Annotated in this window: 26 protein-coding genes and 1 tRNA gene; 11 read left to right on the plus strand and 16 right to left on the minus strand. The window is 44.2% G+C overall.

The annotated features are described in order from the left end of the window. Positions 1-25: 25 nt before the first annotated feature. The 6 genes from M2444_RS10135 to M2444_RS10160 all read right to left on the minus strand — a co-directional run bounded on the left by M2444_RS10135 (position 26) and on the right by M2444_RS10160 (position 4,388). Positions 26-433: a MerR family transcriptional regulator gene (locus tag M2444_RS10135; RefSeq protein ID WP_280786882.1), complete on the minus strand. Its 408-nt coding sequence runs from the start codon at positions 431-433 to the stop codon at positions 26-28. A 126-nt stretch (positions 434-559) separates the two neighbouring features. Then, positions 560-988 (minus strand): DinB family protein, encoded by a 429-nt coding sequence (locus M2444_RS10140; RefSeq protein WP_280786883.1) that lies wholly within the window; start codon positions 986-988, stop codon positions 560-562. Between the two features lie 3 nt (positions 989-991). Then, positions 992-1,519: a HugZ family pyridoxamine 5'-phosphate oxidase gene (locus M2444_RS10145; protein ID WP_280786884.1), complete on the minus strand. Its 528-nt coding sequence runs from the start codon at positions 1,517-1,519 to the stop codon at positions 992-994. 44 nt (positions 1,520-1,563) lie between these two features. Further along, positions 1,564-2,343, minus strand: a complete 780-nt coding sequence (locus M2444_RS10150) for an ABC transporter ATP-binding protein (protein WP_094875046.1) — start codon at positions 2,341-2,343, stop codon at positions 1,564-1,566. A 1-nt stretch (position 2,344) separates the two neighbouring features. Further along, positions 2,345-3,334, minus strand: coding sequence for a FecCD family ABC transporter permease (locus M2444_RS10155; RefSeq protein WP_052404239.1), 990 nt, complete (start codon positions 3,332-3,334; stop codon positions 2,345-2,347). 16 nt (positions 3,335-3,350) lie between these two features. Then, positions 3,351-4,388 carry an ABC transporter substrate-binding protein gene (locus M2444_RS10160; RefSeq protein WP_280786885.1) on the minus strand — a complete coding sequence of 346 codons (1,038 nt, stop codon included), beginning with the start codon at positions 4,386-4,388 and terminating at the stop codon, positions 3,351-3,353. 893 nt (positions 4,389-5,281) lie between these two features. Here M2444_RS10160 and M2444_RS10165 point away from each other — a divergent pair. The 3 genes from M2444_RS10165 to M2444_RS10175 all read left to right on the plus strand — a co-directional run bounded on the left by M2444_RS10165 (position 5,282) and on the right by M2444_RS10175 (position 7,261). After that, complete coding sequence (locus M2444_RS10165; protein ID WP_280786886.1) at positions 5,282-5,422, plus strand: MerR family transcriptional regulator; 141 nt, start codon at positions 5,282-5,284, stop codon at positions 5,420-5,422. Continuing rightward, positions 5,379-5,927: a hypothetical protein gene (locus M2444_RS10170; protein ID WP_280786887.1), complete on the plus strand. Its 549-nt coding sequence runs from the start codon at positions 5,379-5,381 to the stop codon at positions 5,925-5,927. The genes M2444_RS10165 and M2444_RS10170 overlap by 44 nt, the downstream gene beginning before the upstream one ends. Before the next feature lie 323 nt (positions 5,928-6,250). Beyond that, positions 6,251-7,261 carry a S8 family peptidase gene (locus M2444_RS10175; RefSeq protein ID WP_280786888.1) on the plus strand — a complete coding sequence of 337 codons (1,011 nt, stop codon included), beginning with the start codon at positions 6,251-6,253 and terminating at the stop codon, positions 7,259-7,261. Here the strand turns inward: M2444_RS10175 and M2444_RS10180 are convergent. Then, positions 7,253-8,062 (minus strand): class I SAM-dependent methyltransferase, encoded by an 810-nt coding sequence (locus M2444_RS10180; protein WP_094875040.1) that lies wholly within the window; start codon positions 8,060-8,062, stop codon positions 7,253-7,255. The genes M2444_RS10175 and M2444_RS10180 overlap by 9 nt on opposite strands. A 230-nt stretch (positions 8,063-8,292) precedes the next feature. On the opposite strand from M2444_RS10180, the gene M2444_RS10185 reads away from it, so the two are divergent. Genes M2444_RS10185 through M2444_RS10200 form a run of 4 tightly spaced genes read left to right on the plus strand, consistent with a single transcriptional unit; the run spans position 8,293 to position 10,805 of the window. Continuing rightward, positions 8,293-8,664 (plus strand): GntR family transcriptional regulator, encoded by a 372-nt coding sequence (locus M2444_RS10185; protein WP_280786889.1) that lies wholly within the window; start codon positions 8,293-8,295, stop codon positions 8,662-8,664. Beyond that, entirely contained in the window at positions 8,661-9,554 is an 894-nt protein-coding gene (locus tag M2444_RS10190) for an ABC transporter ATP-binding protein (protein WP_280786890.1), read from the plus strand. Before M2444_RS10185 ends, M2444_RS10190 begins: the two co-directional genes overlap by 4 nt. Continuing rightward, positions 9,551-10,234 carry a hypothetical protein gene (locus M2444_RS10195; protein ID WP_094869449.1) on the plus strand — a complete coding sequence of 228 codons (684 nt, stop codon included), beginning with the start codon at positions 9,551-9,553 and terminating at the stop codon, positions 10,232-10,234. Before M2444_RS10190 ends, M2444_RS10195 begins: the two co-directional genes overlap by 4 nt. Positions 10,235-10,274: 40 nt before the next feature. Continuing rightward, on the plus strand, positions 10,275-10,805 hold the full coding sequence (locus M2444_RS10200; RefSeq protein WP_094875039.1) for a hypothetical protein: 531 nt from the start codon (positions 10,275-10,277) through the stop codon (positions 10,803-10,805). A gap of 772 nt (positions 10,806-11,577) precedes the next feature. On the opposite strand, the gene M2444_RS10205 is transcribed toward M2444_RS10200, so the two are convergent. After that, positions 11,578-11,661, minus strand: a tRNA-Leu gene (locus M2444_RS10205). Positions 11,662-11,848: 187 nt separating this feature from the next. Between M2444_RS10205 and M2444_RS10210 the strand changes: the two genes are divergently transcribed. After that, positions 11,849-12,295: a YhjD family protein gene (locus M2444_RS10210; protein WP_094874795.1), complete on the plus strand. Its 447-nt coding sequence runs from the start codon at positions 11,849-11,851 to the stop codon at positions 12,293-12,295. 72 nt (positions 12,296-12,367) lie between these two features. Here the strand turns inward: M2444_RS10210 and M2444_RS10215 are convergent, their stop codons facing one another. The 3 genes from M2444_RS10215 to M2444_RS10225 form a co-directional block, all read right to left on the minus strand. Continuing rightward, positions 12,368-12,586 (minus strand): hypothetical protein, encoded by a 219-nt coding sequence (locus tag M2444_RS10215; protein ID WP_094876126.1) that lies wholly within the window; start codon positions 12,584-12,586, stop codon positions 12,368-12,370. A gap of 117 nt (positions 12,587-12,703) precedes the next feature. Further along, positions 12,704-13,021 carry a hypothetical protein gene (locus M2444_RS10220; RefSeq protein WP_036689410.1) on the minus strand — a complete coding sequence of 106 codons (318 nt, stop codon included), beginning with the start codon at positions 13,019-13,021 and terminating at the stop codon, positions 12,704-12,706. Between the two features lie 111 nt (positions 13,022-13,132). Next, complete coding sequence (locus tag M2444_RS10225) at positions 13,133-13,705, minus strand: xanthine phosphoribosyltransferase (RefSeq protein WP_076283133.1); 573 nt, start codon at positions 13,703-13,705, stop codon at positions 13,133-13,135. A 174-nt stretch (positions 13,706-13,879) separates the two neighbouring features. Between M2444_RS10225 and M2444_RS10230 the strand changes: the two genes are divergently transcribed. After that, positions 13,880-14,992, plus strand: coding sequence for a YkvI family membrane protein (locus M2444_RS10230; RefSeq protein WP_094874797.1), 1,113 nt, complete (start codon positions 13,880-13,882; stop codon positions 14,990-14,992). On the opposite strand, the gene M2444_RS10235 is transcribed toward M2444_RS10230, so the two are convergent. The 3 genes from M2444_RS10235 to M2444_RS10245 are packed head-to-tail and all read right to left on the minus strand — an operon-like array spanning position 14,979 to position 20,670. Further along, positions 14,979-18,227 carry an AAA family ATPase gene (locus tag M2444_RS10235; protein WP_280786891.1) on the minus strand — a complete coding sequence of 1,083 codons (3,249 nt, stop codon included), beginning with the start codon at positions 18,225-18,227 and terminating at the stop codon, positions 14,979-14,981. The two genes, M2444_RS10230 and M2444_RS10235, sit on opposite strands and share 14 nt — an antisense overlap. Then, positions 18,217-19,527, minus strand: coding sequence for a metallophosphoesterase family protein (locus M2444_RS10240; protein WP_280786892.1), 1,311 nt, complete (start codon positions 19,525-19,527; stop codon positions 18,217-18,219). Before M2444_RS10240 ends, M2444_RS10235 begins: the two co-directional genes overlap by 11 nt. A 6-nt stretch (positions 19,528-19,533) precedes the next feature. Beyond that, the gene (locus M2444_RS10245; protein ID WP_094872315.1) at positions 19,534-20,670 is read right to left on the minus strand and encodes a glycosyltransferase family 4 protein; all 1,137 of its coding nucleotides are present in this window, start codon (positions 20,668-20,670) and stop codon (positions 19,534-19,536) included. Positions 20,671-20,827: 157 nt separating this feature from the next. Here M2444_RS10245 and M2444_RS10250 point away from each other — a divergent pair, with 157 nt between their 5' ends. Continuing rightward, positions 20,828-22,231: an RsmB/NOP family class I SAM-dependent RNA methyltransferase gene (locus tag M2444_RS10250; RefSeq protein ID WP_280786893.1), complete on the plus strand. Its 1,404-nt coding sequence runs from the start codon at positions 20,828-20,830 to the stop codon at positions 22,229-22,231. A gap of 111 nt (positions 22,232-22,342) precedes the next feature. After that, positions 22,343-22,435, plus strand: coding sequence for a YjcZ family sporulation protein (locus M2444_RS10255; RefSeq protein ID WP_218832587.1), 93 nt, complete (start codon positions 22,343-22,345; stop codon positions 22,433-22,435). Between the two features lie 70 nt (positions 22,436-22,505). On the opposite strand, the gene M2444_RS10260 is transcribed toward M2444_RS10255, so the two are convergent. Together M2444_RS10260 and M2444_RS10265 are read right to left on the minus strand one after the other, a co-directional pair. After that, a complete protein-coding gene (locus M2444_RS10260; RefSeq protein ID WP_280786894.1) occupies positions 22,506-23,096 on the minus strand; it encodes a class I SAM-dependent methyltransferase in 591 nt (196 codons plus the stop codon). A 15-nt stretch (positions 23,097-23,111) separates the two neighbouring features. Continuing rightward, positions 23,112-23,753, minus strand: a complete 642-nt coding sequence (locus M2444_RS10265; protein ID WP_280786895.1) for a histidine phosphatase family protein — start codon at positions 23,751-23,753, stop codon at positions 23,112-23,114. Positions 23,754-23,775: the final 22 nt, after the last annotated feature.

The following is a 23,775-nucleotide window of genomic DNA, read 5'->3' on the forward strand; positions in this document are numbered from 1 at the left end:
GCCTGTAGGAGACTACAAGGTCAAGTTAAGATTCCATTTTTAGTATTTCTAGCGTCGATTGCACGCCTGGATGCTTATCCGTGGCTAATAAATTTTTCCTCAACTCTGCAAGTGCGGTGAGCTTTATTTCCTGTTTTGCAATTTCACTACGGACTCGTTCTATTTTTTTATCTACAACGTTTACAAAATCATCTATGCTAATGCCACTACTTTCCGATTTTAACAGTGCCTTTTTAATTTCCTTTAGGGTGAACCCGCATAGCTTTGCATTTTGGATAAACGTTAGTCGGTTTAGCGCCTCTTCAGAATAAAGACGGTATCCAGCTTCTGAACGCAAAGGTGATCTAATTAGTCCGAGTTCCTCATAATACCTCAGTGTTTCCATATTCACATTTGCCATCTTGGCCATTTGTCCTCGCAAGTACTCCGTCATGATCTACGCCCCCTTGGATTCCCTATATTATATCAAAATCTAGATAATCGAGATCATACAGAGGGTATCACACACAAAAAAAACGGCATTTCTGCCGTTTCCCGATGTCTACTCTACTCTTTTACCTTACAGCACTTCACTTCGAACCGCATTTTTCTGAATCATAGAAATCTGTCCAGCATGAATACCTGTGTGATACATAAGTCTGCCTATTGCTTCAAGCGGAGTTGATGTGCCAAAAGACGACTCTACGCTTTCATGCCAAGCATCTTCCGGAAGCTCCCGCATCGCTGCAATTAGATTCTCATTAGAAGACGTCAGCAGGTCCACCAGCTCACTTAATGTAGTATATGCTGCATCGTCGGCTTGAGGTTTAGGTCTGCCAAAGAACCACTCTGCAAACATAAATTCTACCTCGGCATTATGAGAAATCAATCCTCCGATGGATGAATTCCCTAATTTAAGATTTAAATCTTCTTCCGGCAATGCCTTCACCATTTTATGAAACCGCTCTTGAACCGCTTGCCAGATGGGCAGTACTGAAGTTATAGTCATCGGCTATTTTCTCCCTTGTACTGTTGCTTCTTCATCTTTCTTCTTATCAATAACAACGTGATTAAATATATTTGCATCTACATCAATATCGAAGGCCAATCCAAAACCTACAACATAACGACCCTTTAACGGATTCAGTTCGAAAAGGGAAAAATCCAGTCCGCGCAGCAATTTCAGCATAGCTTCACCATGATCAGCATTAAACAATTCAAAGATATCCTCATGTCCATCATTGCCGATATTGTTTGAGGTACAGCTCCAGCGCACACGCTCAGTTGCAAATTTATTGTTTGTTTCAGACTCATCCGCAATTAGAAAAGCATCCACAAAATCATTATTTTCCATATAGCCATAGTGCTCTGCAATCTTACTAATATAAATATACAGCTTGCCGTCTTTCTTTACGAAAGGCGCATAGCTAATAAAGGGCTTGCCTTCATCATCAATTAAACTCAGAATCAGATTCTTGCGTTTATTAATAAATTGTAAGTAGTTTTCTTTATTTTTTTCTACATCTACTGGCTTCTTCATACAAAAATCCCTCCATGAATAGGTTGTGTAATGACACTATGAATCTATCGAACGGTACTCAACAAATGAATACGAGGTTTCTTCTCTGTAGGCACATACTGGACTTCCGCATCCATCCGGTATATATCCCTTATCATATCGGTTGTCATGACTTCATTGGGTGTGCCATACATCGCCTTCTCACCCGCCTGCACTACAACAATACTATCGCTATAAGCAGAAGCTTGATTGAGATCATGCAGCACCATCACTACGGTCATGCCCATATCTTGATTTAACTCGCGAACAAGCTCAAGCACTTCATGCTGATGCGAAATATCCAAGTACGTGGTGGGTTCATCAAGCAACATGATCAAAGGGCGTTGTGCTAAAGCCATTGCAATCCAGGCTCGCTGTGATTCTCCACCTGACAATGAAGCCACTGCTCGGTCCTTATACTCTATCAAATGTGTCTTTTCAAGGGCCCAATGAACAATGTCCATATCCTCTTGGTTTAATCTTTCAAACCACTTTTTGTGTGGATATCTGCCATACGAGACCAGATCGATCACAGTCATATCACTCGGTGCTTGATTTTTCTGGCTCAGCATGCACATTTTTCGTGCGACTTGTTTGGCGCTCATGGTCTTCAGATCCGTACCATCGAGTATGACCGTACCCGTGTGATAAGGAATTAGCCGTGATACCGCTTTGAGCAAAGTGGATTTACCGGAGCCGTTCGGTCCTATAATGGAGACGATCTCACCTTTTTTTACGGAAAAAGAGAAGTTGTTAATCACGCTTTTCTGCTCATACCGAATCGAAATGGAATCGACAGTAAACATGTTAGAACGCCTTCTTTCTCATCAGGTATAGAAAATAGGGTCCGCCAATCACAGCCATAAGGATACCCGCAGGGATATCTAGGGGTGCAAACAGGGTACGTCCACCTGTATCCGCAATTAACAGAACCAACGCACCAAGAGCCATACTCATCGGCAAAAGATATTTGTAATCTGAACCCACGAGCAATCTCGCCATATGAGGTACAACTAGACCGACAAATCCGATCATTCCAATGGCTGCTACAGAAATAGCCGCTAGAAATACTGCCAGCAAGGAGAGCAGGATACGAATTCGGTTCACATTTTCACCCAGATTCGAAGCCACCTGATCACCCAGACGAATGATATTTGCCTTACGAATGGCAAAGAACGATAAGATCCAACCTGCAATCGCATATGGGAAGACCATCATCAACGCATTATTCCCTTTTGCCGCAAGACTGCCGTTAAGCCATTGAACCGCTGCAGGAAGTCTATCACTGTACATGATTGTTAATAGCCCAATGAGTCCTCCGCAAAGTGCATTCACAGCAACGCCAGATAAAATAATAGTAATCGGTGAAATACCGGTTCGTCTCCACGCTAATGCATATACAATACCGGCAGCAATCAGCCCTCCAACAAAAGCGGCAATCGGAATGAACTCAGTATACTGTGGTGCAGCAAGCATTATGACAAGAACACATGCAGCCGCGCCACTAGTTACACCCGTCAATCCAGGATCAGCAAGTGGGTTACCCATCACAGCTTGCAGCAGTGCGCCCGAGATCGCTATATTCGCTCCGATGATCATCGCCAGTAACACACGCGGCAATCGAATATCCCAAATGATGGTGGCATTCACCGCCTTAGACGATGAACCAAAGATCGTACTTAGTATGTCTGATACCGGAATGAATACAGAGCCTAATCCGATAGCAATAATCGCGGCTACGAGCGCTAATAGAACCGTTACAATAACAACTATTCTGCTACGAGATGTATTTATCACTTGCTGTCTCCTTTAATTATTCATAGAAGTATTTTGCGATTTCAGTTAGGGCTGTTTCTGCGTTAATGATCGAAGTTACACCGAACACACTGTAATCTAAAATCTGGATTTTGTCGTTTTTATAAGCGGACAGCTTCGTCCAAGTTTCATTTTTCTCTATTTCTTTTTTAACTTTGTCCTTGGTCGCTCCGTGGTCACCTGAAGCCAATACGAGAATAACGTCAGGATCAGCGGCTACGACGTTTTCCATGTTTATAGGAGAGTAAGTATCTGTAACTTTAAGTACAGAAGTAGCGATATTATCAGCGCCAAGCTTCTTAACCAAGCTACCCAGATAAGATTTCTCACTCATAACCATGAAGGAATCAGCGGTTCCAATAACGAGCATCACGCTCGGCAGTTCTTTTCCTTCGGCTAATTTGCTTAGCTCATTCTCTTTATCCAAAATCTTACTCAAAGCCGTATTCATTTCATCTTTTTTATTAAAATAAGTGCCTAATACTTTAAGGCTAAGCTTTAAATCCTCAAAGGATTCTGTGCGTAGATATGCTTTTTGCAAGTCCATGCCTTCCAGTGTCTTATCCAGCGTGCTTCGAAGCGATTCTGCCCCCAGCAGCAAGTCTGGCTCAAGCTTTGTTACTACTTCAAGATCCGGTGCCATTGGCGAGCCAATTTTATCTATCGATTCAAAGTCAGCAGGGATTGGATTGGTGGAGGTTGGCACCCCAACTGGTGTGATTCCAAGCAAATAGAGCATTTCTGTTAATGGGACAGATGTAGTTACAATTCGCTGTGGAGCTGTGGCTGGAAACTGGCTTAATGCTTCATTGAACAATGCTTCATCTACACCATCATTCTCCAGACTGTACACCTTTCCAGCATCCGCTGTTTTCGCTGCTTCTGTTGCATTCGCTGCATTTGCTTCTTTCGTTTCATTAGCAGCTGTATTCGTTACAGCTTCATTCTTGGTTTGATTGTCCGCTGTATTGGTGGACGAACATGCAGTCATTGCAGTAAGCGCTGCAACCACCAGAAGTACTAATAATTTCTTCAAAATCTATCCCTCCGAGTATGTATAATTATACGTTTCATGTAGTGATAATGATTTTCATTTTCATCTACCATTCCTATGATAATGGTTATCATTGGGAAGTGTCAAGAATTTTATTTAAATTTTAAACCAGCAAAAACGCCTTAAACATCCCAATTAAAAAGGACAACCTTTCTTGTAGATAAATAGGAATTCAGTATTGAATGAAATTTTCACTTTTTTAAATTAACAAAAAAACCACATCTAAAGGACGTGGTCAATATGCATAATAAACCTAAATATTTAATTATAGAATGGAGTGAATCTTCACTTATTTCTCTTCTCGTTCTTCTTCCGTTAGCCTTGGACATACATAACACTTCTCGCCATCCTCAAGGCAATAATAGAGGCAGCAGGAGGAACGTAACACTAGTCGCTCTCCTGCATGATACGGTAATTCAAGGATCATCTATTGCTCTCTTCTTCACTCTGAATAACTAGTTGATACTCCACTTTTGCTTTGTCTTGTTCAAACAAACATAGCTTACCACGACGCAGATTATTTCTGCCACTACATAAAGAAAGCCATAAGCCGATATTACCCAATATTAAAGGAAGGATAAAGAAATTCCCTATCAACAAGACATATCGTAAAATCGCCAAAATCGCGGATGTTCTAGGATGTTAATAGCTGTATACAGAGCATTAATAATAATATTGGCCCCCACAAAGATAAAATTAAAGCTATAAAATGTGATGATCTCACTGGATGTATTCATGACCTGAAGATTGTCTTTTACAAAAAGAGAAATAAAGGGAGATTTAAAAATAATCAGTATTACAGTACAAACCACACCAACCAATGTAACTATTCTAATGGCTACCGCTATCAGTTCTGATACACAACTATCGAGACCTTGCGGCATTATGACCGAATCGACCTGCTGAAGCCTGCAAAAGTAGATCCCTCCTCTGGTTATCGCTATTATTCAGATAAAGAGCTAATTTATCTGGATGTCATTAACTTCTGCAAAAAAAAAGAATATGCCACTTCATAAGATTAAAGATGTTTTTACGAATGATAATCTTGATTATATGATTAGTTTTCTAAAAACAAAGGAGGAGGAAATAGAACAGGAAATTAAGCAGCTCAAAAAGACGAAATTACAACTTGGAATTTTACGAGAACAATACGAAAACCATGCTTATTTATCTGATGTTCCCCTATCCTCTACCCATTTTTCAACCAAAGTCTCGGGACAAAGAGCAATCGTCAAAATTCCGTCACTACAGAAACCCAGCCTCGAAAGTTTCCATCAACTGCAGAATGCATTGCATCAACAGCTTGGAGATGAGCCAAAAGATGCATTTGCTTTTGATTTACCAAAAGGAACTTATCTCAATGGTTATTGCTCAGAGCAGCAGAGAATGGAAACGATGCAGAATATCACTGCGTATGCTAAAGCCGAATATACGGAAATTCCATTCGTCATCCAGTCAGTAATTTTCACCGGAATGTTTCAGTGGGTTTATGAGATTCAAGTATTGTTAAAATCTGCATGATCTATTCCTAGTTTCGTAGATTCGTAGATTCGTACCCACTGGATCAGTGGTGCATATAATGCACTTGTGAGGTGATCCATTAATAAATGAGCCGACAATTGTGGCTAGAGCAATACAATTCAAGAATCCATAGGGCGCTAAGAAAAAGAATTCAACACTCCCAAGTCCGTCGCGGTACATCCGCTAAAATCCCTATCATTATTAAATTCAAACAAAAAATGACCCCGGCACAGCTGAAGTCATTACAAAAACATCTAGAATCACACGACTTTCCTATCAAACATCATCTTCCTATACTAAATTCTGTATCATCACGAGTTTCGATGAACTGTCTGAAACAGATGTGCAGTTGGCATGGAATCGATAAAATCTATGTAGACGGAATTAAAAAAACATCACTTTATATAGCGACACCATCCATCGGTTCTACATCCGTCCAAAAGAAACAGGGACTTACCGGAAAAGGAATCAACATTGCCATTCTTGACACAGGAGTGTATAGACACCCTGATCTGATTCAGCCCTGTAACCGTATCGTAGCTTTTAAAGATTTTATCAATCACAGAAAACTTCCCTACGACGATAACGGTCATGGAACACATATCGCAGGCGATGCGGCAGGCAACGGATGGATGAGCAAAGGAAAATACAAAAGCCCTGCTCCAGAGGCAGGGATCGTCGGTGTTAAAGTACTCGATAAAAATGGTGACGGATATGACTCCACGATTATTAAAGGAATCGAGTGGTGTATTGCGAATCGAAAGCGACTAAAACTACGTATCCTTTCGATGTCATTAGGGGGTACGGTAAATTCACCTTGTTCTGACGATCCGCTGTGCCAAGCCGTAGAAAAAGCAATAAAGGCTGGACTCACTATTGTGATTGCAGCTGGAAATAGCGGCCCTGGACGCAGGACGATAGAATCTCCTGGTATTAGTCCTTCTGCAATTACCGTAGGTGCAGTGGATGATCGCCGCACACTCACACAAAAGGACGACCGGATTACTTCATATTCAAGCCGCGGACCTGCACCTGGAGGGCGAAAGAAACCAGACCTCGTAGCTCCTGGCGAGACCATTATTTCTCTTCGTGCGCCTCACTCCAAGCTAGATCGCGAGCTTCCTTACTTGCGGATCGCTAAAAATTATTTTGTACTGTCCGGTACCAGCGTCTCAACTCCAATAGTCTCCGGTGTGATCGCTCAATTGTTGCAGAGAAATCCATCTCTATCCCCTAAGCAAGTAAAATGCATACTGAAAAAGAACATATTCTCTCTTAAACTAAAACCTAACACAGCTGGCTCTGGTGAGATTAATGCGAGATTCTTATTGTGATTTTGCTTCCTTCTTTAAAGCTGTGATAACAGAAACTGACAACACTTCAGTAAATTTACCCATAGGCTCAATTTCTAATAAAGAAGATTTCAAATCCGCTTCAAATTGTTCTAAGTGATCTCCAAATAAACGCTTTGAAGCATAGGATGTGGAATACAAATTTCCAAGAATAGAATCCACCGTCCATGTCACTGAATAACTCGGTAAAATCAATCTTTCCACATCCTTAAAACTAGATCGCGCAACAATATCCTCATGTCTTTCTTTAGGATGAGTATAGATGCTGTCTCCTGCTATTCTTTCGTTACCTAACCAGCGTTTTACTACTTCATTTACCTTAAGCTGCCAAGATAATGGCTCATGCCCTACATTAAAAGTATCAATAATCGCTAATCCACCATTATCGATCAAACTATGATGTAGAATTTCAAGAAGGGCTGTCCTATCCATCCAATGAAAGGCTTTGGCCAGGATGGTAAGACGGAAGGAACCCCAGTCGTTCTGCAACTCTTCTGCTCTACCAAGTATCCAACTAACGTTATCTACCCTATGGAGTGTTGATAGACGATTAGCCTCTTCCAACATTTCACTTTCCGTATCTACACCTATCATTTCTTCAAACCAATCACTAAATCTTAGTCCCAGCTGACCCGTACCACACCCTAAATCAAGCAGACGGCCTTCTCCGTTAAGCGAAAACTTCTGAATTAAGTACCGAATAAGGGATGAAGGATACTGCGGCCGATATTCTGAATAGTACACTGCCGTACCTTTAAATAAATCCGGACCATATCCATTCATAGGTTCACCCTTCTCTTGTTTTCTAATAGGACAAAATCATAGCAGACATCCAACTAAAATAAAAGGCAGTTCGGTTTGACCGAACTGCCTTTTATTTATGCTGATACGGCAATTCGCTGGATTTGGGCTCAAAGGATCAAAAAATCCACATAGAAATGATTGACAAATAAGTCCATTACATATATGGTTAATTACATAACTAACTAACCAATGAACATGGCGGTGAATACATGGGAAGCTTAATGGATGATACTCGACCAATATTTATGCAGATCGCCGAACGCATAGAAAATGACATCATCGAAGAAACACTCCTGGAGGAATCAAAGGTTCCTTCTACAAATCAATTTGCTATTTTTTACCAGATCAATCCGGCTACGGCTGCGAAAGGTGTGAATTTGCTTGTCGACCAAGGAATTTTATACAAAAAGCGAGGTATCGGCATGTTTGTAGCTTCTGGAGCGCGCACAGTATTGATGGAAAAGAGAAAAGAACAATTTTATGAGCAATATGTTGTAACTATGATCCGTGAAGCAGAGAAATTAGGAATTACGTTGGATCAATTAACGAAGATGATTCAGAGGGGAGATAATCGGTCATGAATGAAGTCGTTGAGATCAAGGGACTGACCAAGTCGTACGGAAAGGTAACCGTCATCCAAGACATTAATTTTTCTTTAGAAAAGAACAAAATCTATGGTCTGCTTGGCAGAAATGGTGCGGGGAAAACAACAATCATGCACATGATTACAGCACAGTTATTTGCTACAAGTGGTGATCTGAAGGTGTTCGGGGAACATCCCTACGAGAATAACCGCGTACTCAATCAGATTTGCTTCATTAAGGAAAGCCAAAAGTACCCAGATACGTACCGTATTATCGATGTTCTAGAGGTTTCTGCGTTATTTTTCCCTAACTTTGATCGGGACTATGCCCACTCTTTAATCAGAGACTTCAATCTACCCTTAAAAAGAAGAATAAAGAAGCTGTCCAGAGGTATGCTCTCGGCGGTGGGTATTGTAGTAGGTCTAGCTAGCCGAGCTCCCCTAACTATATTTGACGAGCCCTATTTAGGTCTGGATGCTGTGGCTAGAAGCCTGTTTTACAATCGATTAATTGAGGATTATTCAGAATATCCACGAACAGTTGTCTTGTCTACCCATTTAATTGATGAGGTAAGCCAGCTGTTAGAGCATGTCATTGTTATCGACAACGGTAAGCTGATTATCAATGAGGACGCTGAAGCGCTTCGCGGGCGAGCCGCTAAGGTGATCGGTGCGACTGCGAAGGTGGAAGATTTAATCTCCGGTAAAGAGGTTATCTCTCGTGAATCCTTTGGCGGATTACTTTCTGCCACTGTTATTGGCTTAAACTCAACAGATCTAACACGCGCTGAGATGCTAGGTCTGGAGATCTCCCCTATCTCTTTACAACAGTTAATTGTTCATCTCACAAATAGAAGATCTCAAGGAAAGGAAGTGGCAGCACAATGAACCATATGACAGGGATATTAAAAATGCACTACAAGGATAAATGGTTTTGGTTATTTATGCCTTGGATCATATTATTGTCCAGTTTTCTCGTCAATCTCGTCATAGCTTGTTTCATGCAAGAACCAATGTATACCGGTGGCCTAGTCTCTATCTTTATTTATATGTTTGTCATAGGTATCATCATTTTGGTTCAGACCTTCCCCTTTGCCTTGGGCTTAAGCATACGGAGGACAGATTATTTCTTCGGCACCTCCTTAATGGCCGTTATAACAAGTGCCGGCTTCTCACTTCTTCTGTTCCTGCTATCTATTGTAGAAACCAAATTAACACCTGGATGGGGTGTGCAGCTACATTATTTTCATATGCCATACTTGAATGACGGTACTGTCCTAGAGCAGCTGTGGATCTATTTCGTGATCATGTTGCATATGTTTTATTGGGGATTTGTTATCTCCAGCATCTTCCGCAGATTCGGCAGAAGTGGCCTATTCATTTTCGCAGCAGTCATGTTTATTGTGTACAGCGTCGCTGGATTGTTAATGACGTATTATCACTGGTGGGGAGATCTATTTAATTGGTTCGTTAGCCATACCGCATTTGAAATTGCCTTGTGGAGCATGCCTTTGACGGTCTTGTATGCACTCTTATCGTTTTGGATGCTTCGGAAGTCTACAGTATAAGGCACTGCCTCGAATATCTAAACATTATAGGAGGTACTGTATGGATTATGTGAGGGATTACGCCATGTATGCTTCTATATTCGGTATGTTTAGTTTTAGTTGGTTTGGTTGGGCACAAGAAAATCCCAGATCCAGCTGGCGAAAATATATTGGCGTAGCTTCTGGTGTATCCCTTCTCATCTGCTTGATTGGTGTCTATTTAAGTGTGACGAACTGGGATGCTCCCTCCGTATTAAATGACAAGACCTCTTTTGATAATTATCTAATTTCTGTCTATGTTGAATTATTTTTGGCTGGCGCTGGCGCTTCTATATTGATGAAATGTAAGTATAATGATTACGTTGCTCCTTGGATTTCTTTTATAGTAGGGATTCATTTTATTGGCTTAAAAAGTGTGTTTAACGATTTCAGTTTATACCTTTTAGCAGCACTTCTTGTTGCAATCTCTATCGTATCACTGTTCATATCTAAAAAACTTAAGGTCGCAAACAGTGCAATTACAGGCATTGGTGCTGGGACAGTTTTGTTCGCCTTCGCTTTATTAGGGTTAATTCGATATTTATTAAGCTAAGTCATACCATGATCATCAGAACTTTCATGAACCATCCGCTCACATCTCAGAATCAAAATGATATACCTTTATTCACCCATACCCTTCACCGAACTAGAGAAAGCCTGCAAATGATCAGCTTTTTGTACATGATATCTTCCTCATTAAGTTCAAAAACTGAGAATGTACAGGTATATCCTCACGGATGGCTCGAAGATTTCTTCTGAAGTAAGAATTAATGCAAATTTGCAGAAATCAAGGTGTTAGCCACCCCCGTATTATTTATAAATGTAATTTTGTAGGCTGAGGCGACTATGGGAATTTCCGGGGGCAATTCTGGTGCATATATGCCTCACTTTCTACTTTTTCTCAGTCTCAATCACGGATATAGGGAATTCCTCCCTTTAAATTTACGCTTTTGTCCATAAATCGATGGATATAGGGAATTCCTCCCTTTAATTCATTGGATTTTATCGTATTTGGGGTTTTATCCGAATTTATAGGGAGTAATTCCTTATACTCATTGAAAATAACTGAATTCTAATAATTATAGGGAGAAATTCCCTATAATCTTGAATTCTCCTTTAATAAATCCAACTCCAATGCTCCCTGACTTTCCCTCAGATACATACCTATTTATATACCTGTATGTTCACTGTATTATACAAAACTCTTATGAACCTAGGCTCCATCCAGAATGAAAATGTTATTCCCTTATCTAGGGTTACTGGTTAGTCAACCTTATATTCACAAAAAAGAAACTCCCTTGATTTCTCAAGGGAGTTTCTAGTGATGCGGTCGAGAGGACTCGAACCTCCACGGTATTGCTACCACACGGACCTGAACCGTGCGCGTCTGCCAATTCCGCCACGACCGCACATCGTAATGACTACATATCAATCTTGCGGTCACAAGAAATATCATATCATGCTGAGATTAAAGCGTCAATATATTTTATAGATTTTCTTGTCGATCATTATTTTATGGATAATTATTGCTTTTACTTCCGATTATAAGGTATAATGAGAACAAAAGTTCGCATAATATAAATGAGGTGATTTATAATGGCGACTACGAAGTTAAAGACATCCATTGTTGATGAAGATATTACTAAAGAAGAACTGTCCCTTGTCAGAAGCTATTTGCTGCTAACGTTTATTCATAAAGTTTTCGAGCGTGACTGCCGTGTAATCAGCAAGAGCGGCCTGTTTAAGACCCCTCAGCTTTATATGGAGCTCGTGTCTGGTGCCACTAAGAAAACCTCATTAATGCTCCAAGAGGTTACGCGCGAATTGAGTTCGCATGATCTGAAGATCACAACCGTTCGCCAAGATCAACGAGGAGTTGAGGCCTTGTACTCCTGTAGAGGATATCAAGGTGAACTGAATATATTATGGCCAGGATTCCGTAGAGAGATGATGCTGCGAATGCGTGCATATCTGGGACTGTCCACAGAGCTCTCTATACTCTCCAGAGAAGAAAGTGACACCCAGCTAGCTCTAAGTATATAATCCGTCAGAGGCATAGATGTTAGCAGAACAGCCCCCACCCAATTTGGGTAAGGAGCTGTTCTGCTGCGGAAACTATATATTATCAAGTTCTTTCCTTGGTTCGCTGAAGGGTTGGAATAAATAATTCCGATCTAGCTTTACTACTCGTCTATTCTGACGACGTATCATTACCTGCGAATCATCCCAAGCCAGAACAATCCCTTTTACATCGTTACTTTCTATGCCATCCCGGACCACACGAATTTTCTCGCCGGAAATTCGGTACGCATCCAATTGTTCATCGCTAATCATCATGAATCCCTCCCTCTGTATAGCTTATCCTATTTTCATTAAGAAAAAAGACCCAAATGAAAAATCATCTGGGCCTCGTATAAGTAATTGACCAATTGCATGTCTACTAAAGCATTCTTATATCAGCGCTTCATTCTTCTCGAACCAGAAATCAAGAACTTTAGCGGACATCACACGTTGCTCCAGATACTCCACTTGGTTTGTAGTGAATTTCTCCCTCCAAGGGAAGGAAAGTTCCTCACATAAACCTTTAATTGTCAGAAGCTCTGACCAAGCTACATAGCGTTTGTACCAAAAAAACTGAGGATGTTCAATCATATAGGGATACAGATCGTCGAATTCCGTGTGTTTGCAATCCAGCGCACGCTCGAAGTGATCCTTGGCCTCGGTTAATTTATCAATAAAAAATTGCTCAGTCACCGGTTCTTTCCCCATTGTGACGCCTCCTCCCTATGTCTGATTTTATTATAAAGGAAAATCTATAGGGTGAAAAGCAGTTGTTTGAAAAATAGGCCTGTTTAGGCCTGTTCTTATCTCTAAAACGGGTTATTCCCCAAATTCAATGGTGCCACCACTCAGAGAAGTAATTCTTACGAGTGACTCCAGTCGGATGCCTTGTTCTTTGATTGTCCGAGCTCCAGCCTGAAAGCTTTTTTCCACTACAACGCCAAGACCTACCAGCTCAGCGCCAGAGCGCTCGATGATCTTAATCAATCCACGTGCAGCATCACCATTAGCAATGATATCATCGATAAAGAGGATTTTATCCTCTGGAGAGATGAATTGCCGAGACAACATAATGTCGGTGACAATACCTTTCGTAAAAGAAGGAACTCTTTCACAAAGTGCGTCCGGATCTGCTAACAGTGTTTTTTTGCGACGTGCAAAAACTAACGGCACCTTTAACTCATATGCGGTGGCAAATGCCACGGCAATGCCCGAGGATTCCACGGTCACAATACGTGTAATTCCGCAGTCCGCAAACCTCCCGGCAAACTCCCGTCCCATTTCCATCGTAAGCTGTGGATCTACCTGATGATTCAACAGTGCATCCAGCTTCAGCACTTCATCTGAAACGACGACACCTTCCTCCAAAATCCGCTGTTTCAACACTTCCATGACTTTGAACCTCCAATACCCTTTATAATCGCAGACGTTCCGTACAAATGAATCACGGAAGTCATGTCCTACTGATCCTCATCATAACCTGTACTATACAGAGTACACAAGGCAATCCTGCATAGCACGCATTATGATTTTTCTTTTGTTCTTAAAACTATTAGGAGGGGAGCCATGAAATCACATGTCCGAACATTACAGATCGCATTCACTTACATTGGCACCATTGTAGGAGCCGGATTCGCCACCGGACAAGAAATATTAAAATTCTTCACTCGTTACGGACACTGGGCAGTCCTGACCATCCTGCTCTCTACTATACTGTTCATATGGCTGGGTACGAAAATGATGGTCATCGCTCGGCGCATAGAAGCAGAGTCTTATGAAGACTTTAACCGACACCTCTTCGGCGACCAAGTCGGAAGCACCATTAGTTTGTTCACGATGGTCATCTTAATCGGTGTCAACAGTATTATGCTTGCAGGCGCGGGCGCTATATTTCAAGAGCATCTTGGACTTCATTATCAAACAGGGCTAATACTGACGCTGGTTGGTTCTTATTTTCTGCTTAAACGGGGAATTTCCGGTATTCTGCAAATGAACAGTCTGATCGTCCCATTAATGCTTACGCTGTCACTCATCATTATTTTTAATACCTTTCAAATTCCAGGAGCTCAGCGGTTCTTATTCCTAGAAACAGATCGGACTATATTTGGCGCTTGGATGTCGCCGCTGCTCTACACCGCCTTCAATTTAGGTATGGCTCAAGCCGTATTAGTGCCCATGGCGCGACATACTGATGAAGAAAAATCGCTTGTCTGGGGCGGTATTATTGGTGGTGCCGGAATCGGCTTTATGTTGATCGCCGCACATTTCGCGATGAGCTCACAGATGCCGGGTATTCTCCAATTTGAAATCCCTATGGGCAACATAGCTATCCGGTTGGGTACTGTAGTACAAACTATATATTTGCTTCTGATCTTTTGTGAGATCTTCAGTACGTTTGTAGCCGACATTTATGGTGTTACTATGCAGCTTAAACAACGAATTCCTGTTAAACCCACATTAATTACGCCGATTCTAATGTTGGTCTGTTATTTACTGAGCCAGTTTGGCTTTAGCTCACTTCTCTCCATCTTCTACCCGATCTTCGGAGCTTTGTCGATGGTCTGGGCTGTCATGCTACTACGTACGCCATGGTCTACCCCACCACGTAGCGATTCCTCATCGGGTTCGAACGGAAAAGGGAACAGCCTTGTATCCATAAAACCAGTTACACGGAAATAACTGCTGCTGTTGGAATGATTCGTGCTGCCGCTTCCGCCACATGCTTGTGACAGGTCATCATCACAATCTGGCGGGAGACCGACAGTTCACCAAGCAGTGAAAGCGCAGCATGAAGACGAGCGTCGTCAAAATTGACGAATAGATCATCGAACAGCAGTGGCAGCGTTACTTGCCGAGACATCGTCTCAGCAAGTGCCAAGCGGATGGAAAGGTACAACTGTTCTGCCGTCCCACGGCTGAGCAGACCGCTGTCCAGCAGTCCAGCATCTTTGTGTTCCGCTTTTAGTTCTTTATGACCTAGAGTTATAACTACTCTCTTGTATTCCCCTTCGGTCAGCTTGGAGAAATAGTCAGATGCAAGCAAAAGTACCTGCGGTTGCTTCTCCTGTTCATAAATACGGCGGGTTCTTCCAATTAATTCAGCAGTTAATGCAGCTACCGCATACTTATCAGCCACGATTCGCAGAGCAGCTCTCTGCTCTTCCAATTGCTGAATAACAGAGTCCTCCATACAGCGTTCTTTCAAATACTCCCTTTCCTGTAGCAGCTTCCCTCGTTGCTCCAGCAGGGTGTTCCACATTTCTTCCTCCCGTTCAGCTAGCTCTTCTGCTGCTGTTCGCTCTTTCTGGAGTGCTGAGGCATCATGATGAGCTAATAATACTTGCAGAGCGGTAACTCGCTCTTCCTCCCAGCCTCCAAACATAGCAAGCTCCCACTGGCGAATGGATTTATTCAGCTCACTACGCCGCTGTACACCAGCCGATCTGCGTAGGAAATCCTCACCACCAATTGCTCCGCCTTCATGTAGCAATTGGTCACGCTGTTCTCTAAGTTCATCTAATACCCTATGGCTCTCTTTAAGCTCTTCCAGTAGTTCTTGTAACCGGGAATGAATACCTTCCCGCCGAATCAGATCCTTTTTCAGCTCATCCCAAGCTCTTTTTCGAAGTTCCAGCCAACTTAGTAAAGTTAGTGCAGATCGTCGCTGTCCATCCTGCGGATCCATCTCAAAGCTAGTTGCCGCCACGCCAGACTCGTCCAGAGGATCGGTACCTGAGTCATGAATAAGAGCAAGCAGTTCCTCCTCGAACACAGTACACTCCTCTTCAAGCTCCTTCAGTCGTAAAGAGAGCTTATGCTCTTGGCGCAGCAGTTCGTTCCCCTGCTCCACCATAGCGAAGATATCCGTCAGCCCTTCCGGGGACAAGCCTTCGGGCAATCTGCGCTCACGCAGCCATTCTTCATATTGCTCAGCGGTTTGCGTGAAAGCCAGCTCCGCTCGGCTCATTTCTTCCTCGAGCACCTTCTCTTGCGCTGCCAGCGTCTCCAGCTCTGTGCGGCAGGCATCCCGCTCGGCGGCATAGCGTTCAATGCGCTGCCGCCAAGCTGACCAAGCCTCCATGAGCCTGCGAAGCTCCCTCATGGAGGCCTCCAGCCCGCCTGCGTCAGGGCTGGACCCCGGGGCGGCCGATCGCCGGCCCGGCGGCATAGTGCTCTCCGGCTCTGCACCGGAGAGCAGCTGCCCCCGCAGCCGCAGCATCTCGGCTGCGGCAGTGCCCACATCCCCGCCATGCCCTGGCGGGGATGCTTCCGGCCGGCGCGCTCCGCTGAGGCCGGCCCAAAGGGCCAGATCGGCCGCACCAAGCAGGCCGATCGCAAGCACGGCGCTGACCGGCGGTGCACCGGTCAGCCACAGCGCTGTGGGCAGCAGCACGGTTAGTGCTGCCCCAGCCCACAGCAGGCGCCGGTAGAGCGCGGCCATGCGCTGCGCGCCAGGGCCGTCACTTCCGGCGCCGGGGCCGCGCTGCGGCCCTGCGCTGAGCTGCGCTTCGCGCCAGCGCTCGGCCGCCTGCTGCAGCTCGTCCCACAGCTGCAGCAATTCTCTAGCGCTGCGCGGAGCCAGCTGCGCAAAGGATTCGGCGCCGGTGGCGTGTTCACGCGCCAGCGCCCGTTCCGCTGCCTGCAGCGAAGCTGAGGCAGCGGCCAAGCGGGATCGAAGCGTCTGCCGCGCTGCGCCCTCCGCTTCCATGCGGCGATCATAACTCGCGAACGCTGCCGCAAACCTCCGTCCAGCTTCACGATCCGCCGCTGCACCCGAAAATGAAGTCAGCTCTGCCGCGCTCCAGCTGGCATCAATCCCTCGCAGAATTCGCTGCAAATGCTCTTTCAGCGCGGTCAATTCACCTTCTAGCCGCTGTCTTTCCGCTCGCAGGTTCTCATAGCTGCTCCGATGACGGTCCAGCCGCTCCAGGGCAGGCCCTTGCGCTGTTAACAACGAATCCGGCGGATTCTGCGCCAGCTCAGCCGTAAGCTCACTTTGCAGACGTTCATCACGAGTTACTGCTCCCTGGGCATTCCGAATCTCACCTTCAAGTGCCTGATAGCGAATCGCTCCATCTTCAGGAAAGGTTGTAATCACTGGCAGGTCCTGCAGTTCGAGCTGCGCATCGCTCCATTTTAACCACAATTCACGAACATCCTGAGCTTTGCGAAGCATCACAAGCTTGTCTCCAGTAAGCTTACGTTGTTGTTCCAGTTGATCCAGCTCAGATTCCGTAACCTTTAAGGCAGCTATATTACCGTTATAGCGCGGAAGATAAGAGCGGCTCTCCGCCATCTGGCGCTCTAGTTTCTCAATAGCCTGAACGATTTTAGCAGCTTCCTGCAGCTTGCCCCGAGGTTTATACAGCTTCTCAGCTTCCTGTACCAATCGACGTTCCGCCCGCATGATCGTTCCTCCACCGCCCATACCCGCGTGAAAGAGAAAGCTGCCCATCTCTTCTGATTGAAGCGCAGCAAGCTCCTGCAGCTCATCGAGAGAAACCGCGAACAATTGATGGAACATGCTCCGAGAGATACCACCAAGCAGAAACCGCTCCATTTCAGCTTGCCCTAGCTCTTGCGTGGTTCCATTCGGATGGTTAACCGTGATGTTCAGCTTCTCATTTCTTCCTGAGCCCTCACCACCAGCTATATGGCGACGAATGGTCCACAGGGCACCATTACTATCACGTGCCTTTAGTATTCCCCCATGTAATCCGCCTTGCATAGGTTCATATCTCTCCGTAGGGTTACCACGACTTGGAATTCCGAACAGCATGGAACGAATAAACTGTAACGTAGTGCTTTTTCCTGCTTCATTCCGTCCATAGAGTATAGTAACTCCTTCCGATAGATCAATCTCTCGGTTATACAAACGTCCGAAGCCATGGATTTGCAAATGTTCAATTCTCATCTTCGGGAGCACCCTCCATTCCACCGAGCAGGGTAATCCCCTGTTCCGCTGCACTACGAAGCCAACTTAACTTCTCCTCTTGACTTGTCACCGAGAGTAGCAGTCGCAGCTCCTGATTCTCCATGAGCGGCTTAAGCGCACTGTTTATTAATTCTTCAAGCGCTTCTGCTGAATGTTCCGTACGCTCTGTAATTCGCAGCATTTCTCCAAGAAAGCTATCCTCCTCTAATAACCTTTCCCGGTCAATAGCTAACCCGGACTCTACAGCAAATCCTTCCACCCAGACAAGTCCCTTATAATCCTTACGTTCCGCCCGAATCGTCTCACGGCGCTGGAGTTCAGACAGCAGATCCTCTGCCGCTCCTTTTTCTGCTAATACTTTATGTACGTCCCCCCGTCCGATCAGACGAAGTCTGACCACTGACATCAGCTCCGGGAGTTCCTCTCTGATATCGTCAATCACCTGCTCTACCCTTTGTATCCATTCTGCTTCATTACTCAATCCCTCAATGGACAGATCCCGTACCTGCCAGCGAACATAATCAAGCTCATGAAACTCTAACAGTGTACTTCCAGCTTCATCAACATCCACAACATAACAACCTTTTGCTCCGGTTTCCTTGATGCTGCGCCCTTGTATATTGCCTGGATACACAATCGCTGGTTTCTCATGCAATACACTTCGTTTATGGATATGTCCAAGTGCCCAATAATCAAACCCCCGTTCGATAAGGTCCCTACGACTGCATGGAGAATACGTCTCGTGCAGCAAATCACCGTCTACATTCCCATGCAGCATAGCAATATGAAACAGAAGGCTGCCAGGCTTTCGAGAAAAGGTCACTGCAGTGTTGTCCGTAACTTTCGCTGTCGGATAGGAGATTCCACTAACAATAGCCACTTCTTGTCCATCTTTTCGTCGGTAAGCCGTAGCGAGATCTGGCTTCTCTCCTCCAAACACGGTAACATGCTTTGGCATTTCTGTAGTCAGACGCAATCCGTCAAGTGGATCATGGTTGCCATGGATCAGAAACACGTGTATTCCTTGCTGACCCAGTTCCTTGAGTGCTTCCTGAAATCGTAGCTGACCCTGTAAGGAAGCGTCAGAAACATCGTACACATCTCCACTGATGACAATAAAATCAACGTTCTCTTGGATGGCAACGCGGACAAGCCGCCCGAGGGCGGCGAAGGTTGACTCACGTAAATAAGAACGAATGGCTGGCGAAATATGCGCCAGCCCAGCAAAACGGCTATCCAGATGTAAGTCAGCAGCATGTAGAAATCGAAATGGAATCATAGCTGCTCACCCTTTCGTTCCTGAGGGATACTGTAAGTATGTTTTTTTAAGTTCATTCGCGACACGAGTCAGCGAATACAAGCTTTTCGCTTTATCCCAAGCTGAACGAGAAAGCTCGTAACGATAAGCCGGATCGGAGATCACCTTCTCTAAAGCGTCAGCAAGAGCAATCTCATCATCCGGACTGACCAGCAGACCATTCACACCATCTTCAATCTGCTCTGGTATCCCGCCGACATTCGTCCCCACTAAAGCCAGGCAGCTAAGCGCCGCTTCTGCAAACACCGATCCGAAGGCTTCGGCCCGAGAAGGCAGCACGAAAATATCAAAGAATGGCATAAATTCTTCTGGATGAAGGGTGTATCCATAAAAAATCGTTTCATTATAAATCCCTAATTGTTTAGCCATATTTTCCAAATCCGTACGGGAAGGCCCATCACCAATAATATGCAGGACATACTCATGGCCGCGATCTTTAAGCTCAGCACAGGCCTTAAGTAAAGTATCAATGCCTTTGGCTGGAACTAGGCGCGTCACAGTTACTAGCTGCGGTACAGCATTGTCATGCGGAACTGGCTTAAACCTTTTTTCATCAAAACCATTCGGTATTACTCCTATATTAGAAGGATCTAGAATATAAGGTGCCACATACTCTGCAAAAGCTTGTGACACGGTCATTAAGCGATCACTAACATGCTCAAGTTCACGATAAAGCGAAACAAGAAACTGATGCTCAAGCCCACCCTCAGAAATAGCTCCATTAAGAATCAGCTCTCGCTCATAACTCGAGTGTAAGGTTTGAATTAACGGAGTATCTGGAAATATTTTTTTCATCGCTAAACCAGCAATTGGATGATGGGAATGGATTAGATCATAGGCCTTGCTCATTCGCAGTTTAGTCCACCATAGATAATCACGATAGGTCTGAATATATTTCTGAACGATCTGACTTTCCCCAAACTGGGTCCAATCAAAGGTCTCGAATATGACTTCTTCATGTCCCTTGTTGCGAATCCGCTTAGGTAACCAAAACAAATCCATTTCCCAGCGGCTTGAACGGAACCTCTCCTGAAGATAAGGGATCATGGATGATACACCACCGGGTTGCTCCGGCGGGAAGAAGAGCGCTTGCAGCAAATTCATATGGTACATCCCCTTTACAATTGCCTTACGTACAGTAAGACTTGGCAATTATGATATAGTTGTGTATATGTAGAATTTCAGGTACGATTACGTTCCCCATACCTTGATTTTATCGGTATAAACATGAAACAGCAACTAAGAAAAAGGAGAATGAACTATGAAGGAAGAACAGCTGCCTGCCTCTTACACCGCATATATACAAGAAATGCTGGGGGAAGAGGCAAATGCTTTTCTAGAAAGTTATTCAGCACCACGAACGCAGGGACTTCGTTTTAATCCACTGAAAAGTATCTCTGATGCAGGTCAAGTCGCAGTAGAGCGCACAGTCTCACAATTTGATTTAAAACCTATCCCATGGTGCCCTGATGGTTATTATTATGAAGAACCCGCTCGCCCAGGTCGACACCCTTACCATGCTGCTGGACTATATTATATTCAGGAGCCTTCCGCAATGTCCGCAGCTGAAATGCTGGCACCTAAACCCGGTGAAACCGTTCTCGACCTTGCAGCAGCCCCTGGGGGTAAAACTACGCATATCGCTGGTTTAATGCAAGGACAAGGCCTCTTAATCTCTAATGAAATTCATCCAGAGCGCGCAAAAATCCTTGCAGAGAACGTAGAACGTTTAGGCATAATGAATACCCTCGTAACCTGTGCAACGCCAGAACAGCTGTCTTCGCGCTTCCCGCAAGTTTTTGATCGAATTATGTTAGACGCACCTTGCTCAGGAGAAGGCATGTTCCGAAAAGACCCAAAAGCCGTTCAAGAGTGGTCTCCTGATCATGTGGTTATGTGTGCAGCGAGACAATGGGACATTCTGCAAGACGCCTACCTGATGCTTAAGCCTGGGGGGACTCTAGCCTACTCTACTTGTACCTTTAACCGCCAAGAGAATGAAGAGACCATTTCCCGAATGACGGATCGATACCCCGATATGGAACTTCTTGCCCACAAGCGCCTTTGGCCACATTTAGAAAAAGGCGAAGGCCACTTTGTTGCACTCCTACGTAAACAAAGTGTCATCGAAAACGACGTTAATGATGATGCCAAACGCAGCACCAATAAACGTCGAGGCAAAAGCAACCTAAAAATTAATTCTTCCGTTCGCGATGCGTATCAGTTATTCCAAGACTGGGCAGCGGTAGAACTGCCTGGTTTCTCATATCAAGGCGTCCCTCTGCTGTTCGGAGAATCCCTTTATTTGCTGCCTGAATCCTTTAAAGGCAACCTCCATACGGGGCTGCTGGATGGTTTGCGTATTCCACGAGCCGGGCTACATATTGCCCATTTGAAGAAAAATCGGATTGAGCCTGCTCACGCCCTTGCAATGGCGATTCAACACACACAAGTAACTCGTAGTTTTGATCTCAGTAGTGGGGGGCTGGAAATTCATGCTTGGCTATGGGGCGAAAGCTTACCTGTGCCCGTGGAATTACATGGTTGGACACTTGTAACTTTAGATGGTTTGCCAATTAGTTGGGGCAAAGCGAGTGCAGGCCAACTTAAGAATCATCTTCCTAAAGGACTCCGCATCTTAAAAGCCCATATTGACGAGCAATAGGCCATTGACCAGTTCATCTAGTCCACTTTGGCATATGATGTCATTATCTCAGAAAGCTGCGACACCCGCTGCAGCAATGAGAATAAGTCATACGTTAAGGAGGAATATATCATGGGTGAATTTGGAGGAGGCTTCACTTCGACTGGTGCGATCTTGGTACTTTTTATCTTGCTTGTAATCATCTCCCGTTCGTTGTTCGTTTAATACCAACCCGACTAAATAGACGGTGAAATTAAAGCGGCTGTGTCGTCCTTTTTAGGGCGGTGCGGCCGCTTTATTTCTTTCCGATATAGCATCTCCATTTATTGTTCTCGTGAATATTCACCGTTTGAAAGCCGAATTGCCGAAATAACTGATCGATCTCATCATTTTTTGTATATTTTTTCATGTGATAATTGATTTTATAGATTTCGGAAATCATAACAAACGTTCCGCCTGCCTTCAGCACCCTAAATACTTCACTTATATCATGTTCAAGATCGGGCCAGAAATAATGCGTTTGAATAGCCGTAATCGTCCCGAAAAATCCATCGTTGAATGGTAACGCTGATACGTCTCCCCGACTAATCTTTACCCTACCCGCAGCTACAGCCTTATTGTTTTTTTGAATGGATGTCTCCACAGCTTGTTGTGAATAATCTATTCCGTAGATTTCCTGATGTTTATTTTGGTTTGAAAGCATATGTATAGTTTGACCGCCACCACAGCCTATGTCCAGAATAGGTGCGTTGTTTATAATCTGAATTTTTTTAAGCCCCCACGCTGTTATGCTAGTATGCGCCTGGTTCATGATCTTGATCATGATATTCCCCACAAACCCTCTCGGGTTCTTAGCTTGATCGATCAGCGTATTCAATAATCCCATATCTGTACCTCCCTATCAATTGCCCATACCAGCAGCCTGATCACTTGATATATGTTCCGTAAGATTTTCAGCTGTAACTAACCACTTATCTACTTGATACTCTATTTTATGAATACTAGTATATGAAGTCGGGAAATGGGCATTCTTATTCGTCCATGTTAGCCCTTTTAAAATATGGTATATAACATTGATTACGCCACCATGAGTGACCACAATTACATTTTCATTTGGATCAGTACTCTCCAGTTCAATACATAAATTTGAGAGACTTGAACTTATTCGCGTAAAAAACTCCTGAGGACTTTCTCCTCCTGGAAATCTTTCATCCATTCTTAAAGCCGAGAAATAAAGACCCGGGTATCGTTCATTTGCGATTTCATGGGGCATTCCAGCGATTACACCATTGTTTGTTTCTCTCCAATTTGAACTGCTTTCAACAGGCAAGCTAAGCTCTCGGGCGATCTCATTTGCTGTATCTAATGCACGTTGCAAATCACTGCTAAGGATACGAGTGATGTTTAAGTTCGATTGATTCTCTTTAAGATAACAACCAAGCCGTTCAGCTTGTCTATATCCCTCTACTACAAGTCCGCGTTGACTCCACCCCCCACGAAAGCCCTCATCATCTATTCCATGCCTCATAAAATATATAGCCATTGAATGTATACCTCCAGATCAA

It is taken from the genome of Paenibacillus sp. PastF-3 (genome assembly GCF_029893135.1).
Classification (GTDB): domain Bacteria; phylum Bacillota; class Bacilli; order Paenibacillales; family Paenibacillaceae; genus Paenibacillus_AQ; species Paenibacillus_AQ nitricinens.

Excerpts from the sequence above, each read along its gene's own strand:
- M2444_RS10140 (WP_280786883.1), bottom strand. The coding sequence starts at position 988 with ATGACTATAACTTCAGTACTGCCCATCTGGCAAGCGGTTCAAGAGCGG.
- M2444_RS10235 (WP_280786891.1), bottom strand. The coding sequence starts at position 18,227 with ATGAGAATTGAACATTTGCAAATCCATGGCTTCGGACGTTTGTATAAC.
- M2444_RS10185 (WP_280786889.1), top strand. The coding sequence starts at position 8,293 with ATGGGAAGCTTAATGGATGATACTCGACCAATATTTATGCAGATCGCC.
- M2444_RS10170 (WP_280786887.1), top strand. The coding sequence starts at position 5,379 with ATGTCATTAACTTCTGCAAAAAAAAAGAATATGCCACTTCATAAGATT.
- M2444_RS10200 (WP_094875039.1), top strand. The coding sequence starts at position 10,275 with ATGGATTATGTGAGGGATTACGCCATGTATGCTTCTATATTCGGTATG.
- M2444_RS10230 (WP_094874797.1), top strand. The coding sequence starts at position 13,880 with ATGAAATCACATGTCCGAACATTACAGATCGCATTCACTTACATTGGC.
- M2444_RS10220 (WP_036689410.1), bottom strand. The coding sequence starts at position 13,021 with ATGGGGAAAGAACCGGTGACTGAGCAATTTTTTATTGATAAATTAACC.
- M2444_RS10215 (WP_094876126.1), bottom strand. The coding sequence starts at position 12,586 with ATGATTAGCGATGAACAATTGGATGCGTACCGAATTTCCGGCGAGAAA.
- M2444_RS10245 (WP_094872315.1), bottom strand. The coding sequence starts at position 20,670 with ATGAATTTGCTGCAAGCGCTCTTCTTCCCGCCGGAGCAACCCGGTGGT.
- M2444_RS10260 (WP_280786894.1), bottom strand. The coding sequence starts at position 23,096 with ATGGGATTATTGAATACGCTGATCGATCAAGCTAAGAACCCGAGAGGG.
- M2444_RS10210 (WP_094874795.1), top strand. The coding sequence starts at position 11,849 with ATGGCGACTACGAAGTTAAAGACATCCATTGTTGATGAAGATATTACT.
- M2444_RS10250 (WP_280786893.1), top strand. The coding sequence starts at position 20,828 with ATGAAGGAAGAACAGCTGCCTGCCTCTTACACCGCATATATACAAGAA.
- M2444_RS10145 (WP_280786884.1), bottom strand. The coding sequence starts at position 1,519 with ATGAAGAAGCCAGTAGATGTAGAAAAAAATAAAGAAAACTACTTACAA.
- M2444_RS10150 (WP_094875046.1), bottom strand. The coding sequence starts at position 2,343 with ATGTTTACTGTCGATTCCATTTCGATTCGGTATGAGCAGAAAAGCGTG.
- M2444_RS10135 (WP_280786882.1), bottom strand. The coding sequence starts at position 433 with ATGACGGAGTACTTGCGAGGACAAATGGCCAAGATGGCAAATGTGAAT.
- M2444_RS10175 (WP_280786888.1), top strand. The coding sequence starts at position 6,251 with ATGAACTGTCTGAAACAGATGTGCAGTTGGCATGGAATCGATAAAATC.
- M2444_RS10190 (WP_280786890.1), top strand. The coding sequence starts at position 8,661 with ATGAATGAAGTCGTTGAGATCAAGGGACTGACCAAGTCGTACGGAAAG.
- M2444_RS10265 (WP_280786895.1), bottom strand. The coding sequence starts at position 23,753 with ATGGCTATATATTTTATGAGGCATGGAATAGATGATGAGGGCTTTCGT.
- M2444_RS10255 (WP_218832587.1), top strand. The coding sequence starts at position 22,343 with ATGGGTGAATTTGGAGGAGGCTTCACTTCGACTGGTGCGATCTTGGTA.
- M2444_RS10240 (WP_280786892.1), bottom strand. The coding sequence starts at position 19,527 with ATGATTCCATTTCGATTTCTACATGCTGCTGACTTACATCTGGATAGC.
- M2444_RS10180 (WP_094875040.1), bottom strand. The coding sequence starts at position 8,062 with ATGAATGGATATGGTCCGGATTTATTTAAAGGTACGGCAGTGTACTAT.
- M2444_RS10225 (WP_076283133.1), bottom strand. The coding sequence starts at position 13,705 with ATGGAAGTGTTGAAACAGCGGATTTTGGAGGAAGGTGTCGTCGTTTCA.
- M2444_RS10195 (WP_094869449.1), top strand. The coding sequence starts at position 9,551 with ATGAACCATATGACAGGGATATTAAAAATGCACTACAAGGATAAATGG.